Origin of the sequence: Chitinophaga silvisoli (assembly GCF_003412465.1) — a bacterium.
GTDB classification, from domain to species: Bacteria; Bacteroidota; Bacteroidia; order Chitinophagales; family Chitinophagaceae; genus Chitinophaga; species Chitinophaga silvisoli.
On record NZ_QTJV01000006.1, the window covers coordinates 711,239 to 728,965 of the forward strand.

Below are 17,727 nucleotides of genomic sequence, written 5' to 3' on the forward strand. Positions count from 1 at the left end.
CACAAAGGTCGAATTCTTTCGACCTTTCTCTTTTTATAAAATAGCTGAATTGGCCTGAAGCAGGCCGGAAACATCGAAGATGCATACTTATCAACGTGGACCTGAGGTGGACTTAACCGCAACAATCTCTGCCCCCAATACAACGATCATTGTTCCCTTCTCAGGAACCGGCAACGCTGCCTGGTGATCCCTAACAATTACTGACAATACTTTCAACTCATGAAAATCAATAGTCACCGCAATGACCTGCCCTGCCCCATGAACATTCTTATTAAACCTGTATCCAATAATCGCAGCAATATGCTCCCCGCCAGAAGAAGACAATAAGGTAGTTAACCTGTTTACATGCTCCCCATCCGGCACTACCGGCAAATATGGATAGAAAGCCTTCCTGATAAAAGCAGCTACATGGCTGGCCTGGCCAAACCTCCTGGCCGCTTTCCGGGTATTTTCAGTCTGGCTCACCTGTTCAGGCAGACTGCGCTCATAATACTTATTATCTCGCTTTACGCCTACCTTTTTACCAATCTTACCTCTATATAATAATATGGATGATTGTCTGGACATACACCCAATTTAGCAACATTCAGAAAATGCGCTCATCCCCTCCATTACAATTAATTCAATAAGTGATCGAACAGGATGATAAATAATCAAACAGGATTCCTCCGGGAATTTGATATTTTACAAAACATCCATTCCAGGGAATGGATAATTTCGAAAAATGTGTGTATTCCAGACATTTAATTATATTACATCCGCGTTTATGAAAAATTCTTAGAGTGACCATCCAAAGAACGATTGTATTCATCCTGCTGCTGTTTCAATTCACCTTACTATGGGCGCAAACTCCACAGTCTCAATACCAATTGACGCGAATCGACATCACGCAGGGCCTTTCTGCCAACCAGGTCAACTGTATATATAAAGACAGTCAGGGCTTTATGTGGTTCGGCACCATGTCCGGACTCAACCGCTATGATGGTTACAATTTCCGGATTTTCAGACAGGATCTCAGGGATACCACCACCATTGCCGACAACTTTATCACCAGCATTATGGAAGGGCCTGAAGGCCTCCTCTGGATTTCTCACAGGAATGGTCAGAACGTATACAATCCGCGGCTGGGCAATTTCCAGCGCAACCCAAGGCTGGCCCTTTCCAGGTTTGGCGTACCTGTAGATAGCATCAATAATATTATTAAAGACCTGGATGGCAATTACTGGTTCGTCACCCCCAAAGATGGCCTTTACTGCTACTCCCCTTCCAACAAAAAAACACTCCATTTGCTTCCGGGCACACAAATATCGGACATGGCCCAGGCCCCCTCCGGATTTTGCTGGATCATACACAGCAATGGTCTGCTGGAAAAAATGGATCCTCATACCCGGCAAATCGTTTCCAGGGATCAACTGCCCACTTCCTCCACATCTCCCTATCAGCTCATGGCCGATAAAGACGGGGACTGCTGGCTGTTCAGCATCAACGATTTCCAGGGTATTTACTGCTATCAGCAACGCACAAAAACTTTTATTCACTACGACCAGAACAACGGACTAAATAACAACATTGTGCGGGGCGTAGTACAGGACAACCAGGGCCTCATCTGGGTGGGTACCGATCACGGTGGACTCAACATCATCGATAAGAAACAACAAACTTTTCGCTACCTTACCAATAATAGTGAAGATCCTAAGAGTCTGAGTCAAAATAGTATTACCACCCTTTATAAGGATAATACAGGCATCATCTGGATTGGTACCTACAAAAAAGGACTCTGCTATTACCACGAAAACATGGTAAAGTTCCCCCTCTACCAGCACCAGGCATTTGCGTCGAACTCCCTCCCTTACGATGATGTGAACCGCTTTGCCGAAGATGCAAATGGCAATATCTGGATAGGCACAAACGGAGGTGGGCTCATTTATTTCGACAGAACGAAAAATACTTATAAGCAATATCTTCACAACCCATCTGATCCCAATTCTCCCAGTGGTAATGTAATTGTAAGCCTCTGGATCGATCACCAGCAAAAATTATGGATAGGCTCCTATTTTGGAGGCCTTGATTGTTTTGACGGACAACGTTTCGTTCACTACCGTCATGACCCAAAGGATCCCAATAGTCTTAGTGACAACAGCATCTGGGAAATCTTTGAAGACAGTCAGCACAGGCTCTGGATAGGTACTTTAGGTGGGGGCTTAAACCAGCTGGTGAATAACCAGTTCCTTCACTACAATGATAAAGTGCGGTCGCCTTACATCTCTGCATTTCTTGAAGATAAAAAAGGTAATCTCTGGATAGGCACTGCCGAGGGGGTGGATGTGATGGATCCAAAGGGACAATTCACACACTACGATGCTGATCCCAGGCAGGCAGGCAGCCTTAGTCATAAGAACACCCTCTGCCTGTTTGAAGACAGTCATGGACAAATATGGGTTGGTACCAGGGAAGGATTAAACCTTTACAATCCCGCTACGCACCAGTTCAAAATTTTCAGGAAAGAAGATGGTTTACCGGACAATACTGTGCTGAACATCCTGGAAGATAATAACCACACCCTCTGGATGAGCACAGCCAATGGTTTGTCTAACATGCGGGCGAAAAATCAATTTAAAAACTACGACCAGTCAGACGGATTACAGGGCAGAGAATTCAATGAAAATGCAGCCTTAAAAACACGCAGGGGGGAATTACTTTTTGGCGGAGGGAATGGCTTCAATTTATTTTATCCAAACAACATCTCGATCAATTCAAACGTTCCGCCAATTGTACTTACAGACTTCCAGGTCTTCAATAAAAGTCTGCAGCCGGGTGAAACCTTGAATGGCAGAGTATTGCTGTCGGAAGCCATCAATCAGACAAGGCATATCACTTTAAAATACCGGGAAAATGAATTCTCCATCAGCTTCGCAGCGCTCAATTTTTTTCATCCTGAAAAGAACGAGTATGCCTATATGCTGGAGGGCTTTAATCATGAATGGCTGAGCAGCGATGGACTTTTACGCACCGCCACTTATACAAACCTCGATCCGGGTGATTATATCTTCAAGGTAAAAGCATCGAATAATGATGGTGTATGGACTCCACAGGCATTGGAATTACGCATTACCATCTTACCTCCGTTCTGGAAAACACCGCTTGCATTTATCATTTACGCTTTGCTCATCATAGGCGCATTAATTATTGGCAGGCGTGTGATCCTGGAAAGGGAAAGGTTCCGTGCACGTATAGCACAGGAGAGACAGGAAGCGCGCCGCATGCATGAACTGGACTCACTGAAGATCCGTTTCTTTACAAATATCAGTCATGAATTCCGCACCCCGCTTAGCCTGATTATTACACCACTGGAAAGGCTACTCAAAAAAGAAATTGAAGGCAATGTACAACAGCAATTAGTATTGGTGCAGCGCAATGCCCGCCGCTTACTCAACTTAGTCAATCAACTTCTCGACTTCCGTAAAATGGAAGTACAGGAAATAAAACTCTACACCACCGAAGGTGATATCATTGCTTTCATCAGGGAGCTGACTACTTCCTTTTCTGACCTCTCAGAGAAAAAACAAATACACCTCGACTTCCACAGCAATGTACCTTCACTCAGCATGCTCTATGATCCTGACAAGATTGAAAAGATCCTTTTTAATTTACTCAGCAATGCATTCAAATTTACACCTGAGCAGGGCAATATATCTGTGGACTTGCAACTGCAACAAAATGACCTGCTGGCCATCATCGTAAAAGATACTGGTATTGGTATTCCCCTGGAGCAGCAGGACCGTATTTTCGAACGCTTCTTCCAGCATGATATTCCCGGATCACTCGTGAACCAGGGTAGCGGTATCGGCCTAAGCATCACGAAAGAATTTGTAAAACTCCACGGCGGTTCTATTAGTGTGGATAGTGCCCCCGGTATGGGAAGTGCATTTACGGTCTTACTCCCGGTAAATGGCATCAAAACGGCCACCAAAGGGGCTTCCCAGCATTCCCTGATCATGGAGCCACAGGCACCTGACGCACCTGCTGTTTATACCGGTAAAAAGCCACTTATCCTACTGATAGAAGACAGCGAAGATTTTAGATTTTACCTGAAAGATAATCTTGGTCAATATTTCCATATTATTGACGCACCAAATGGGTTGGCAGGCTGGAATATATTACAGCAAACCTTGCCTAATATCATCGTGAGTGATGTAAGTATGCCCGAGATGGACGGCCTGGAGCTCTGCCGTAAAATCAGGCAACAGCCCCGTACGGCACACCTGCCAGTGATCCTCCTGACGGCTCGTGCATCGGAGGAAGATCAGCTGGAAGCCCTTGACAATGGCGCATCTGAGTACATTACCAAGCCCTTCAACTTCGAAATGTTGTTGTCACGGATAAGGAATATTATCACGCAACAACAGACCCTGAAAAAGACTTTTCAGCAACATATTGAAGCACATCCGGAAGAAATTGCCATCTCTTCCCAGGACGAACAGTTTATTCAGCAGGCATTACAAATAGTAGAGAAGAATATAAGTAACCCGGATTTCTCGGTAGAGGAGCTCAGCCGTGAACTTTTCATGAGCAGGGTTTCTGTCTATAAAAAACTGCTTACATTAACAGGGAAGCCTCCAATAGAGTTTATCAGATCCATAAGACTCAAGCGGGCGGCCCAATTGCTCGAAAAGAGCCAGTTAACCATTGCGGAAATTGCCTACGAGGTAGGCTTTAACAATCCCAAGTATTTTTCCCGTTACTTCAAGCTGGAATACGGCGTACTTCCCTCTGCCTACAAGGGGAAGAACGAATAAAATAACCACAGTCAGGCCTACACAAACTCCAATCATCCGCAGCGATGATGTCCATCATTTCCCACCAACCCACTTATCACCATCTTGCACTCAGATCGGAACGTTATCCGATTAACGCTTTAAATCCAATTTACCATGTATCACTCAGCAATCATCAGAAAAGGAATCGCCACATTACTGTTCGTTCAACTTATCGTAGCGGCAGCATTTGCACAGACCAAATCAATGGTAGTAAGCGGCATCAGTCTCAAAGTAAACGGTACATCTACCCTTCACGACTGGGAAATGAAAGCTACTTCAGGTACCTGCACAGCTGACCTTACCTTCAATACATCCGGCCAGCTGACCGGAATTCCAGCACTGAGCTACACTGTAGCTGCAAAAGCGCTGAAAAGTGAACACAGCGGCATGGACGACAATGCATATAAAGCATTAAAAGCAAAAGATAATCCAAATATTACTTTCAAACTCACAGCTGGTACTGTTGCAGCGGATGGCTCCGTAAAAGCACAGGGTCAACTGACTATCGCAGGTGTAACCAAAGTTGTAGAACTGACAGCTAAGGCCACTGCAGCTGCTGGCGGCAAATCAGTTATCAAAGGAAGTAAAATTCTTAACATGACTGACTTCGGTGTAACACCTCCATCATTCATGATGGGTGCAATGAAAACCGGTAACGCCGTAACCATCAGCTACGAGTTTACTGTTCAACATTAAGTTACACTTCATCAATAATAAAACCACTAACCACTACACATTATTTTAAATCGATTGCCATGAAAACAAAAATGCGTCTGCAACATATAGTGTTGCTTTGCGTCGGCCTCTTCCCAATTACCTTGATAGCGCAAGACCGAAACATTCCAAACTGGAGACCATACGATAAAACTGGTATCAACGTTTTTGAAGGTGCAAAGGATACTTCTCTTTACTTCGATGGTATTAAGCCTAGAATCGGTGCAGGTTTCACCATGCAGTTCCAAAATCTGAAACACGAAAATCCAGGTGCATTAAATAACAAAGTAGGTTCTTACTCCGGCGGTACTTCTGTAGCTGGTAACAAACTGAAAGATATCACTGCAGGATTCCAGACAGCTCAGGCTAACATGTACTTCGATGTACCCCTGGCTCCTGGTATCACCATGAACTTAACCTTATACCTGTCTTCCAAACACCACAATGAAACATGGGTAAAAGGTGGTTATATCCAGATCGACAGACTGCCTTTCAGAAACGAGATCCTGGATGGCATCATGAAATATACTACCATCAAGGTAGGTCACATGGAAGTAGACTATGGTGATGCTCACTACCGTAGAAGCGATGGTGGCCAGACTCTCTACAATCCTTTCATGGAAGGCAATATCATGGATGCTTATGCTACAGAAATTGGTGCTGAAATCTACGTAAAAAACAATGGTTTGTTCGGTATGGTTGGTGTAACCAACGGTATGATCAAAGGTAACGTAGACTCCCTGTATGCTAAGAACAATCCTGATGGCAAACTGCACAAGTCTCCTTCCCTGTTGGCTAAAGTAGGCTTCGACAAAAAACTGGCTGAGAAATTCCGTCTGCGTGCAAGCCTGAGCTACTATGGTAACCAGAGTAGCGGTAGCAACACACTGTATGGTGGCGACCGTTCCGGTTCTAACTACCAGTACGTAATGGAGTTAGCTTCTGCTAACCCAAGCAGCACCAGCGGTGCAGGTACTCCACTCGCATTCTCTGGTCGTTTCAATCCTGGTTTTACCAAGAAGATCAACGCAGGTATGTTCAACGTGTTTGCTAAATACAGCGGTTTCGAAGTATTCGGTACTTACGAACAATCAAAAGGTCGTACTGCTGCTGAAACTGCAGACAGAAAAGCCAGCCAATATGCAGTGGACGCAGTATACCGTTTCTTCCCTAAAGAAAATGTGTTCTTAGGTGTAAGATATAACGAAGTAACCGCCCGCCCTGCAAACAGCGCAGCCGGTACCGGTGCAGGTGCAATCACCTACACCCAGGATGTGAAAGTAAATCGTGTTGCTGTAGCTGCTGGTTGGTTTATCACAAACAATATTCTGATGAAAGGTGAATATGTGGTGCAGAAATACAAAGACTTCCCTACAGCAGACTATCGCAGTGGTGGTAAGTTCAATGGATACGTGATTGAAGCAGTGGTTGGGTTCTAATCTTTCAATGTCTGATAGTGTATCAATTTGAGAAAGGCCCTCCCCAAATGGAGGGCCTTTTTTACTTCTTTCTTCCTTGTAACAATGCGCACACTTACTTTCATATTGACTATCTTTTGCCTCCTGGCTTTTAAAACGCCGGCCCCCCGTGGAGTAAAATGGGTTGTCCTCAACAACATCCTCGTACGGGTAAGCGGCAGCACCAACGTGAATAAATTCAGTTGCGCCATCAAAAACTATCCAAACAGGGATACCCTCATCTGCTACCAGAACAATGGTTCAGAAATTGTTCGACTCAGTGGTAAACTTGAAATGGCTGTATTTGACTTCGACTGCCTGGACAAAATGATGACCCACGACCTCCGGGAAACCCTCAAAGCCAGTCAACACCCTTCCCTGCGTATCGCCCTCTTATCTCTTCAGAAATATCCTGCTGTAAATGGAAGCACTGAACAGTTGTGCGGTAATGTAGCCATTGAACTCGCAGGGGTCACCAAAGAAATGTCACTCTACCTGACCACCACTTCGGACGATCAAAAGATGATTCATATGACCGGTTCCAAAAATATCCGCTTCTCCGACTTTGGCCTGGTACCTCCCCGGAAATTTGGCGGCATGATCCGCGCCAAAGACGACCTGCTTGTAAGCTTCCAATTCAACTTTAAAATAATTGATTGATAATCAATACCTGATTATCAAAACGTCCCCTTCGTTTTTTTGTTTGGTTAACATTTTGACCCCTAATTGAAAACATTCCCCTACCCTCTGTCTGGTAGCAGTAGGCTACATTTGTCCGCACTCGAACCTCAACCAACAACGAGCTAAGACAAATTCCACAGATATGAAGAAAATCCGATTCTTACCGATTGTGATGATTTCCTGTTGCTTTCAATTTTGTCATACCGACCGCGTAGAAAAATTGAAAGATGGCCTGCTGATTCATTTAGAAGGTGATGTTAAACAGGTGCAACTGCAAGTGATCAATGACAAAATTATCAGGGTCTCCGCATCCCCGGAAGACAAAATTTCTACTACCCCCAGCCTGATATCGGTAGTAGGTAACAATACCGGTGCAAAATGGACTTCTACAATAGATGATCATACGGCAACATTGAAAACCAATGCCTTAACAGCTACTGTAGACCTCAAAACCGGTCTGGTGCAGTTCAAAGATGCCCAGGGTAACACCATCATAAACGAAGGAGGGAAGGCTTTTACCCCTATCACTATAGACGGTAAAAAGCTTTTCCGACTTCAACAACTCTTTGATTCCCCGGCAGATGAAGCTTTTTATGGCCTGGGCCAGCCACAAACTGGTCTCATGAACTATAAAAACCAGGATGTAGATCTCACCCAATATAACAGCCAGGTAGCTGTACCCTTTGTTTTGTCCAGCCGCCATTATGGTATTCTATGGGATAATTACTCCATTACACGCTTCGGAGACGATCGCCCTTATGAAGAACTCGCCAGCATGGAGCTGACTGATAAAAAGGGCCAAAAAGGGTCTTTAACGGCTACCTATGGCATACGCAATCAGCAAGACAGCGTATTCCTGCAAAGGGGAGAGTCTAAAATTGACTACTCCTTTATCCCTTCCCTCAAAACCATCCCGCAAGGATATCCAATGGCCAAAGGCATCGTAACCTGGGAAGGAAAGGTCAGCCCCAAAGAAAGCGGCGACCAGAAATTTTACGTTTCGGCTTCCGGTTACATCAGGATATGGATCGATGGAGTATTGATGCTAGACAAATGGCGGGAGGGCTGGAACCCTGGTCCTTCCGTCTTTAAAAAGGCGATGCAGACAGGGGAACAACATGACCTGAAGATCGAATGGATCCCCGAATCAAACCAGGCCTTCATCTCCCTGAAGCACCTCTCCCCCACTCCGGAACGCCTGAAAGATAAAATGGCCTTTACCTCAGAAGCAGGTGAAAAAATCGACTACTACTTTATATATGGTGCCCACCCCGATGAAGTGATCAATGGCTACCGTACCGTAACCGGCAAAGCCGCTATCCTCCCTAAATGGGCCCTGGGTTTCTGGCAAAGCCGTGAAAGGTATAAAACCCAGAGAGATGTGATCAGCACCGTACAGGAATTCAGGAAAAGACAAATTCCCCTGGATAATATCGTGATGGACTGGTCCTACTGGGAAGAAAACGCCTGGGGAAGCCAGGATTTCGATTCTGCCCGTTTCCCGGATGCAAAGGGAATGATCGACTCCCTCCACGACCTGTACCACACTCATTTCATGATCTCTGTATGGGCTAAGTTCTACAAAGATATTCCGAACTATAAGGTCATGAATGACAAAGGCTACCTGTATACCCAAAGTATTAAGGATAGTATTCGTGACTGGATCGGCAAAGGCTATATCTCTACCTTCTACGATGCCTTCAATGCAGATGCAAGAAAGGAATTCTGGGGCATGTTAAATAAACACTTATTCAGCAAGGGTGTCGATGCCTGGTGGCTGGATGCCACTGAACCGGATATTTATTCCAACTCCACGATCGACTATCGCAAACAACTGATGAACCCCACTGCACTGGGACCATCTACCCAATACTTCAATCCTTTTGCCCTCATGAATGCCAAAGGCATCTATGAAGGTCAGCGGGAAACCAAACCTGATCAGCGCGTATTTATCCTCACCCGCTCTGCATTTGCCGGCTTACAGCGTTACAGCGCCGCTACCTGGAGTGGAGATATCGCCTCCCGTTTCGATGAACTGGCCAGGCAGATACCGGCCGGACTGAACTTCTGTATGTCTGGTTTACCCTACTGGACTACGGACATCGGGGGCTTCTATGTAGAAGATAAATACGACAAGCCTGATCCACAGGGGGAAAATTTACAGGAATGGCGGGAACTGAACACACGCTGGTATCAATACGGGGCCTTTTGTCCATTGTTCCGTGCTCACGGACAGTATCCATACCGGGAAGTGTACAATATCGCACCTGAAAACAGCCAGGAATACCAATCCATCGTTTATTACGACCGGCTGCGTTACAGGTTAATGCCTTATATTTATTCCCTTGCCGGGCAGACTTATCATAACGGCTACACGCTGATGCGGGGTCTGCTCATGGATTTTGACCAGGATACTGCCGTTCGTCAGATAGGAGACCAGTTTATGTTCGGTCCTGCCTTCCTGGTTAACCCTGTATATGCTTATAAAGCACGCAGCCGTGCACTCTATTTACCCGCAGGCCAGGGCTGGTACAACCTGTACGATGGCAGGTATACCGATGGTGGTCAGCACATCACTGCCGCCGCACCACTAAACCGTATTCCCCTGTATGTAAAGGCAGGCAGCATTGTGCCTTTCGGACCGGACATCCAATACACCGGCCAGCAGGCTGCGGATACCATTACCCTTTATGTTTATGGCGGTAGCAATGGAACTTTCAGCCTCTATGAGGATGAAGGCCTGAATTATAACTATGAAAAAGGAGCATTCAGCACAATAGCATTTAAATATAACGATACAGACAATACGCTGACACTCGGTAAGCGTGCAGGCGAATTCCCCGGCATGCTGCAACAACGCAGTTTCCGTATTGTAAAAGTAGATAAGGCACATCCACAGGCATTCGACCTGGCAGCCAACAAAGGCCAGCTGGTTCAATATAATGGCAATGAACAAACGATCCATATAAATCTTTAAAACCTAAACCTCGTAATGACAGGAACATTTAACACGTTGTGAACACAATGAATTCGTCGACCATCAATTCAACACTCATCCAGAAACAAACATTCTAACATTATGAAAACTGCTTACAAAATCCACGATTTTGTGGCTGCATCCTGGGGGATCAGGGGCATACTGCTCATCGCAATGCTGCTGACCGGTACTATGACTATTGCACAGACCAACTCTCACCAGCTGGAAGGAAGAGTATCCACAGCCGGTAAAGATGAACCACTACCCGGCGCCAGCGTGCGCGTAAAAGGCACCGCCAATGGTGCAATATCTGATGTAAACGGCCGCTTCCACCTGCAGGTGAAAGACGAAGATTCCCTGGAAGTGACCCTCATGGGTTTCGACAAACAGGTAATTGCCGTGAAGGGACTAACAAGTATCTCCGTCCGCCTAAGTGAAGGCACAAAAACAATTGAAGAAATCGTAGTTGTAGGTTACGGTACCGAGAAGAAGAAACTCGTAACCGGTGCCATCGACCATGTAAACACCAAACAACTGGAAGAAAACCACTCCCTGCGTGTAGACCAGGCCTTACAGGGACAAACACCCGGTGTTCAGATCTCCACTGTATCCGCACAACCCGGTGAATCCATGAAAGTGCGCATACGTGGTACAGGTACTGTAGGTACTGCCGATCCTATCTATATCGTAGATGGCGTGCCTATGAGTGACATCTCTTACCTGAACTCCGCCGACATTGCCGGTGTAGACGTGCTGAAAGACGCTGCATCCTCTGCCATCTACGGTTCCCGTGGGGCAAACGGTGTAGTACTGATCACCACTATCAAAGGTAAGAATGCCCAGACCAGGATCTCCTACGATGCTTACTATGGTGTACAGAATCCTACACACAAAACAGCATTGCTGAATGCTCATGACTATGGTGTGATCATGAACGAAATGGCCATCAACTCCGGCAACAGTCCTTACTTCACCACGCAGCAACTGAGCACACTGGGTAAAGGAACTGACTGGCAGGAAGCGATGTACAACAAACGTGCACCTATGATGAACCATAGCCTCAACTTCTCTGGTGGCAACGACCATTCTGTATATTCTTCTTCTTTATCTTATACCAAGCAGGATGGTATCATCGGCTTCAAAGGTCAGTCCAGGTACGAGCGCGTTAACTTCCGCCTCAACTCCGAGCATAAAATGTATAAAGACCTGCTCACCTTTGGCGAAAACCTTACTTACTCCCGTTCTGCAAAAAGCGGTGTAGGCGTGAGCAACATCTATGACAATACTATGCACGGCGTACTGAATGTAAGTCCGCTGTTTAATGTATACGACTCTACCGGTGCCTTTGGCAAATCTGCCTGGAACGTGGGCGAAGCCAACCCGGTAGCACTGATGTACTATAAATACCAGAACAAAAATACCTACGATCGCATTGCCGGTAATGCTTTCCTGCAGGCCACACCCATCAAAGGGCTGAGCATCCGGTCCGACTTTGGTATCAACCTGCTGTATACAAATACTAATAGCTATACACCGATATACGACCTCTCTACTACCGAATATAATATTCACTCCCAGGCCAACCAGGGTATGCAGCGCGATGCTACCTGGAACTGGGATAACACCGTGAACTATCAGCGCCAGGTGGGTAAACACAACATCTCCGCACTGGTAGGTCTGAATACACTTGAAACCACTTACTTCTTTGTAAATGGTTACAAACAGGACCTGACCAAAACAGGCCTGGACAACTCCATCATCAACAATGGTACGACCGACAGTACGCAAAGAATCTATGGTTCCAAAGGGTCTTCCGCACTGCTCTCCTACTTTGGCCGTATCGGGTATAATTATGCAGAGAAATACATGTTCACGGCCATCTTCCGTGTAGATGGCTCTACTGCTTTCGGTTCCAACAACCGCTATGGTCGTTTCCCTTCCTTCTCCGCAGGTTGGGTACCTACCAATGAAGCATTCCTGCATGTAAACTGGCTGAACTTCCTGAAGATCCGCGCCGGCTGGGGCCAGAACGGGAACCTGCCATCTTCTCAATACCAATACCTGTCTACCATCTCCACCCAGTACCTGGGCTATTATTTTGGTAGCGGCGATGTGGCTTATGTGGGCGCAGCTCCTATCAAGACAGCAAATCCTGATCTGAAATGGGAAACATCTGAACAGACAAATATCGGTTTCGATGCGATCCTGTTTAAAGATATCAGCCTGACCATAGACCTGTACCGTAAGATGACCAAAGACTGGTTAGTAAGTGTGAATACACCAGCTATCTCAGGTGCAACTACCGCCCTGGTAAATGGTGGGGATGTACGCAACCAGGGTATTGAAGCTGCTTTAGGCTGGGACCACCAGTTCAATGATTTCAAAATAGGGGTGAATGCGAACATCGCTGTGAATCGTAATGAAGTGACTGATATTCCAAACAAGGAAAAGATTATCAATGGTGCAACTGCCGTAACCTATGCAAGCATGCCTGAGTTTTACCGTGCACAGAAAGGGTTCCCAATGGGTTACTTCTATGGTTATAAGACAGATGGCATCTTCCAGAACACTGCTGAAATTGCTGCTTATAAAGGTAAAGACGGCTCCCCCATTCAGCCAAATGCACAGCCAGGCGATGTGCGCTTCCAGGACCTGAACGGCGATGGTGTCATCGATGCAAAGGATGAAACCATGATCGGTAACCCATATCCTAAGTTTACTTATGGTTTCAATGTGAACATGGGGTACAAAGGCTTTGACCTGACCCTGGCCATCTATGGTAGCCAGGGCAACAAGATCTGGGATGGCACACACGACTTTTCCAGCCCGCTCAGCAACTATTCTGCTGAAATCCTGGGCCGCTGGACAGGCGAAGGCACCTCCAACAAGATCCCTCGTGTAACTGATGGCGCTGAACTGAACCAGAACTGGATCCGCTCTTCCGACCTGTATATTAAAAATGGTTCTTTCCTGCGGATCAAAAGTGTAAACCTGGGTTATGACTTCAAGAAGTTGTTCCCTGAAATGCCTATTCAACAATTAAGATTGTACGTGTCTGGTACTAACCTGTTTACGTTCACCAAATACAAAGGCATTGACCCAGAAATAGGTTATGGTCCCAGCGGCTGGGCTTCCGGCATTGACGTAGGTACCTATCCACAGCCAAAGACATTATTAGTGGGTCTGAGCGTAAAATTCTAAAACATTCCACATGAAAAAGATATTCTTAGCAGCTATAGCCATCGCGTTCTTTGCCGCTTGTAGCAAGAGTTTCCTGGAACGCTCTCCCATAGATGAACAAACGGAAGAGTCCTTCTATAAAACACCGGAACAGGCATTGCAGGCACTGGTAGCCGTGTACAATGAACTGGAGATCGGAGATTATGACAACATCCACCTGGTATCTGAAATAGCCAGTGACGACTGTTTTGGTGGTGGTGGTACTTCTGACCTGGTATGGAAACAATGGGATCGATTCGAAGCAAGTTCTAATATGAACCTGACCCTCTGGCAGAAGTATTATACAGGTATTTACAGGGCAAATATCCTCCTGTCAAAAATAGACAACGTAAGCTGGGGCAGCGATACTACCCTGAAAACACAGTACATCGCCGAAGCACGTTACCTGAGGGCCTACTTCTATTTTGACCTGGTAAGGTTGTTCGGAAATATTCCAATGACCACGACCCCACTCACACCGAGTGAACTGAACATCCCACAATCTGATCCTGCAACCGTATACGCACAGATTGCAACAGACCTGAAGTATGCTGCTGATAACCTGCCTGCTACCCCATACGCCAGCATCTCCTCATCAGATTATGGCAGGGTGACCAAATGGGCAGCTGAATCCCTGATAGGGCGCGTATATCTTTACTATACAGGTTACTATAGTCAGAATGACCTCGCTGGCGTAATCACTAAAGCACAGGCAATAAATTACCTCGACAATGTGATCAATACCGGCGGCTTCGGACTCGTAGACAACTTTGCGAACCTCTGGCAGTCAGCTCTGACCAACTTTGTAGGAGAAGATAATAAGGAAACTGTATGGTCTATCAAATTTACCTACAAAGGCCTGGGCAACTGGGATCAGCACAATGGTAACCGTATGCAGGTAGACATAGCCATTCGTAACCAGATACTGGATCCTTACTACAAAGGCTGGGGTGCAGGTACTGTGAACAGTAGTCTCTGGAATGCATATGACAACAACGATACCCGCCGTGGGGCAACAATCGTGTCCATCGAAAATGAGAACCTCACCGCTTACTCACAGGGAGACCAGGCACAATACACCGGTTACTTCTGGAAAAAATATACCCCTATGAACTCAGGCAATGCCGTGGAAATGGGTGGCGACTTCCAGATTGACAACTACTACGATGATGTGGTGATCCGCTATTCCGATGTATTGCTGATGGCTGCAGAACTGAACCTGGATGGAAACTTATCAAAAGCACAGGATTATTATAACCAGGTACGCGACAGGGCATTCCAAAGCACCAGCTACCGTAAGACGCTGACTGCCGATGCTGCAGGTAAAACCCTGATCATGAACGAACGCAGACTGGAACTGGCACTTGAAGGTCAACGGTATTGGGACTTACTCCGTCAGGGTGTAGATGTAGCAAAAGCGGCCATTGACAATGCAGGTACTTCTGATATGACAGTGAGCTTCCCTGCTGCGACAAAAGGCTTGTTCAAAATTCCTGAACAGGAGATCAGTTTGTCAAATGGAGTATATCAACAAAATGCCGGATGGTGATTTTATAATTCCACAAAACAGTTAAAAATGAAGAACTATATTATACTGTCACTGCTGGTACTGGCTTGTGCTTTCACTGCCTGCACCAAAGAAGATAGCGAGAGCATGGGGTCTCCGACTATTGCACAATCCAGCCTGAAATTTTCTGTCACACAGAAAGATGGCTATGATAATATCGTGTACCTGAATAGCCAGACGAGCGGCGGGTATATCCCTTTCTGGCAATACACCGGAGGCTTCTCCAAAAAGATGCTGGATACGATCAACCTGCCTTTTGCGGGTAACTACTGGATTAAATACACGGTATATACACCCGGAGGCCCGGTAGGCGATTCTACACAGATCACCGTATCAGAAAATGATCCTGAATATTTCAGCAGCGCCACATGGAACCTGCTGGCGAATGGTGCAGAAGGCAGGACCTGGGTATGGGCCGTAGACGTGCCAACTTTATATTGCTATGGTAATGGTCCCGGCGATGCGACCACGCCTGCCTGGTGGACAAATGGTCTGAGCTATTTACAATCAGTGGGCGTGCAGAATGACGAGATGACCTTTGACCTGAAAGGTGCGAAGAACTTTACATTTAATCATAATGGCACTATTACGAAGGCCATCTTTGACCTGGATACTACCGCACAGACCGTAAAGATCACGGGTAGTGATATTAGTCTTGGTACCAAGGCAACCTATAAGATCGTGAAGCTGAATGATAATGAGCTGACGCTGGTGGAGCAGGGAGATGGCTGGAGAAATATATGGCTGTTTAAAAGAAAAGGATATAGTTATTAAGGGTGATAACAAGGGCTGGCTGTTTAGCCAGCCCTCTTCGTGTTTATTGATAACCGGGATTCTGATAATACAGGCCCGGTTTTATTTGCATTTCAGATTGTGGTACCGGATATAATTCCTGCGTCACATCAATAGATTTCGAATAGTTGGTTTGTAACCAGGGGTTCATCACATCCAGGCATCTTCCTGTTCGTATTAAATCTCCCCAGTAGATTCCTTCCCAGGCCAGTTCGTGTCTTCTCTCAGTTTCTAATATAAGTCTGAATTCAGATTGTGATACACCGGAAATACCTGTAAGCCCTGCCCTTGTCCTGATCCTGTTCACAATACTGAGCGCTTCTGCTGTAGGCCCGCTTGTTTCATTCACCGCCTGTGCGTACATGAGCATTACATCCTCTGGTCTTAAGATCGGGAAGTTAATGCCCCAGTCTGAACTGCTGAGAATAGATGCGGCGGCAGAAGAGTCAAGGTACTTTTTGAAATAACTCCGCTGGGTCATCACACCGGATTTATTTCTATATACAGTATCCAGGATCACGAATTCTCTTTTATCCCCGGCTTCAAAACTATTAATGAGATCATCGGATGGGACCCCCTGCATATAATAGGCACCATAGGGTGTGATCTTCGTATCCATATCCAGTGGAATCACTTCTCCCGGAACAGGATTGCCTAAGCCCTTACCGCCAGACAGGTATTGAACTTCAAAGAGGTAGTATTTATTATCGCTGCTTGTTTTGAAGATCTCCGCATAAGTGGGTGCAAAGGTCCAGCCATTATTTTCTGCATCCAGTACCTGCCTGAATACCTGGATGGCATTGCTGTAGTTTTCTGTTTTATTAAATGGATAACCCGCCATGAACATATAAGCCCTGCCCAGGATGCCTAAGGCAGCTAACTTAGTCGCACGGCCTTTGTCCGTACCGCTATAACTGTTAGGTAGTAGTGAAGCTGCCGCAGTGAGTTCACTGACGATGAAGTTGTAAATAGTATCTGCACCTACGCGGGGATAGCTGAGCGCTTCTTCGGAAGAAACTGTGTGTTCTATCAAAGGTACCGCACCAAAGGCTTTGACCAATTCAAAATAAGCCAGGGCACGGAGAAATTTACATTCCCCTTTCATCCTGCTCCGTTTGGTAGTGTCAGTAAATGAAATCTCATCTATCCTGTCTAACACCTGGTTCGCCCTTTCTATCATTTCATAGTCATTCGTCCAGGCAGTTTGTAAAGTGCCCAGGGCAGAGGTGATTTCAAATGCAGAGAGACTGAAGTAATCCCTGGCAGCATCCTGCCTGTCTACGTAATAATTATTGGAGCGTACCTCAGAGAGGTACAGGTTGTTCACGTCAGGGAAGGTGAGCAACTTGTTGTACACACCGCTGACAGCCTGCACAATGTCGTTTTCAGTTTTATAAAAACTGCTTTCATTCTGGTTGGAAATGGGCGCTGTATCCAGGAAATCCTTATTACAGGCCGCTAGTATGCTGATGCAAAAGATTGCGATGATATATTTCATGTGGC

At 46.0% G+C, this 17,727-nt stretch carries 10 protein-coding genes; 8 read left to right on the forward strand and 2 right to left on the reverse strand.

Annotation, left to right across the window (positions count from 1 at the left end; genetic code table 11):
- Positions 1–90 precede the first annotated feature (90 nt).
- The gene (locus DXN04_RS18335) at positions 91–567 is read right to left on the reverse strand and encodes a hypothetical protein (protein WP_116854833.1); all 477 of its coding nucleotides are present in this window, start codon (positions 565–567) and stop codon (positions 91–93) included.
- Between the two features lie 215 nt (positions 568–782).
- On the opposite strand from DXN04_RS18335, the gene DXN04_RS18340 reads away from it, so the two are divergent.
- The 8 genes from DXN04_RS18340 to DXN04_RS18375 all read left to right on the forward strand — a co-directional run bounded on the left by DXN04_RS18340 (position 783) and on the right by DXN04_RS18375 (position 16,206).
- Complete coding sequence (locus tag DXN04_RS18340) at positions 783–4,796, forward strand: hybrid sensor histidine kinase/response regulator transcription factor (RefSeq protein ID WP_199415076.1); 4,014 nt, start codon at positions 783–785, stop codon at positions 4,794–4,796.
- A gap of 135 nt (positions 4,797–4,931) precedes the next feature.
- Entirely contained in the window at positions 4,932–5,513 is a 582-nt protein-coding gene (locus DXN04_RS18345; protein ID WP_116854834.1) for a YceI family protein, read from the forward strand.
- A gap of 59 nt (positions 5,514–5,572) precedes the next feature.
- Complete coding sequence (locus DXN04_RS18350; RefSeq protein WP_233525626.1) at positions 5,573–6,970, forward strand: hypothetical protein; 1,398 nt, start codon at positions 5,573–5,575, stop codon at positions 6,968–6,970.
- Between the two features lie 84 nt (positions 6,971–7,054).
- Positions 7,055–7,648, forward strand: a complete 594-nt coding sequence (locus DXN04_RS18355; protein ID WP_116854835.1) for a YceI family protein — start codon at positions 7,055–7,057, stop codon at positions 7,646–7,648.
- 163 nt (positions 7,649–7,811) lie between these two features.
- Positions 7,812–10,646, forward strand: coding sequence for a TIM-barrel domain-containing protein (locus DXN04_RS18360; protein WP_116854836.1), 2,835 nt, complete (start codon positions 7,812–7,814; stop codon positions 10,644–10,646).
- A gap of 102 nt (positions 10,647–10,748) precedes the next feature.
- Entirely contained in the window at positions 10,749–13,847 is a 3,099-nt protein-coding gene (locus DXN04_RS18365) for a SusC/RagA family TonB-linked outer membrane protein (RefSeq protein WP_116854837.1), read from the forward strand.
- A 10-nt stretch (positions 13,848–13,857) separates the two neighbouring features.
- Complete coding sequence (locus DXN04_RS18370) at positions 13,858–15,414, forward strand: RagB/SusD family nutrient uptake outer membrane protein (RefSeq protein WP_116854838.1); 1,557 nt, start codon at positions 13,858–13,860, stop codon at positions 15,412–15,414.
- Between the two features lie 27 nt (positions 15,415–15,441).
- Complete coding sequence (locus DXN04_RS18375; protein WP_116854839.1) at positions 15,442–16,206, forward strand: hypothetical protein; 765 nt, start codon at positions 15,442–15,444, stop codon at positions 16,204–16,206.
- A 43-nt stretch (positions 16,207–16,249) separates the two neighbouring features.
- Here the strand turns inward: DXN04_RS18375 and DXN04_RS18380 are convergent, their stop codons facing one another.
- Complete coding sequence (locus DXN04_RS18380; protein WP_116854840.1) at positions 16,250–17,722, reverse strand: RagB/SusD family nutrient uptake outer membrane protein; 1,473 nt, start codon at positions 17,720–17,722, stop codon at positions 16,250–16,252.
- Positions 17,723–17,727: the final 5 nt, after the last annotated feature.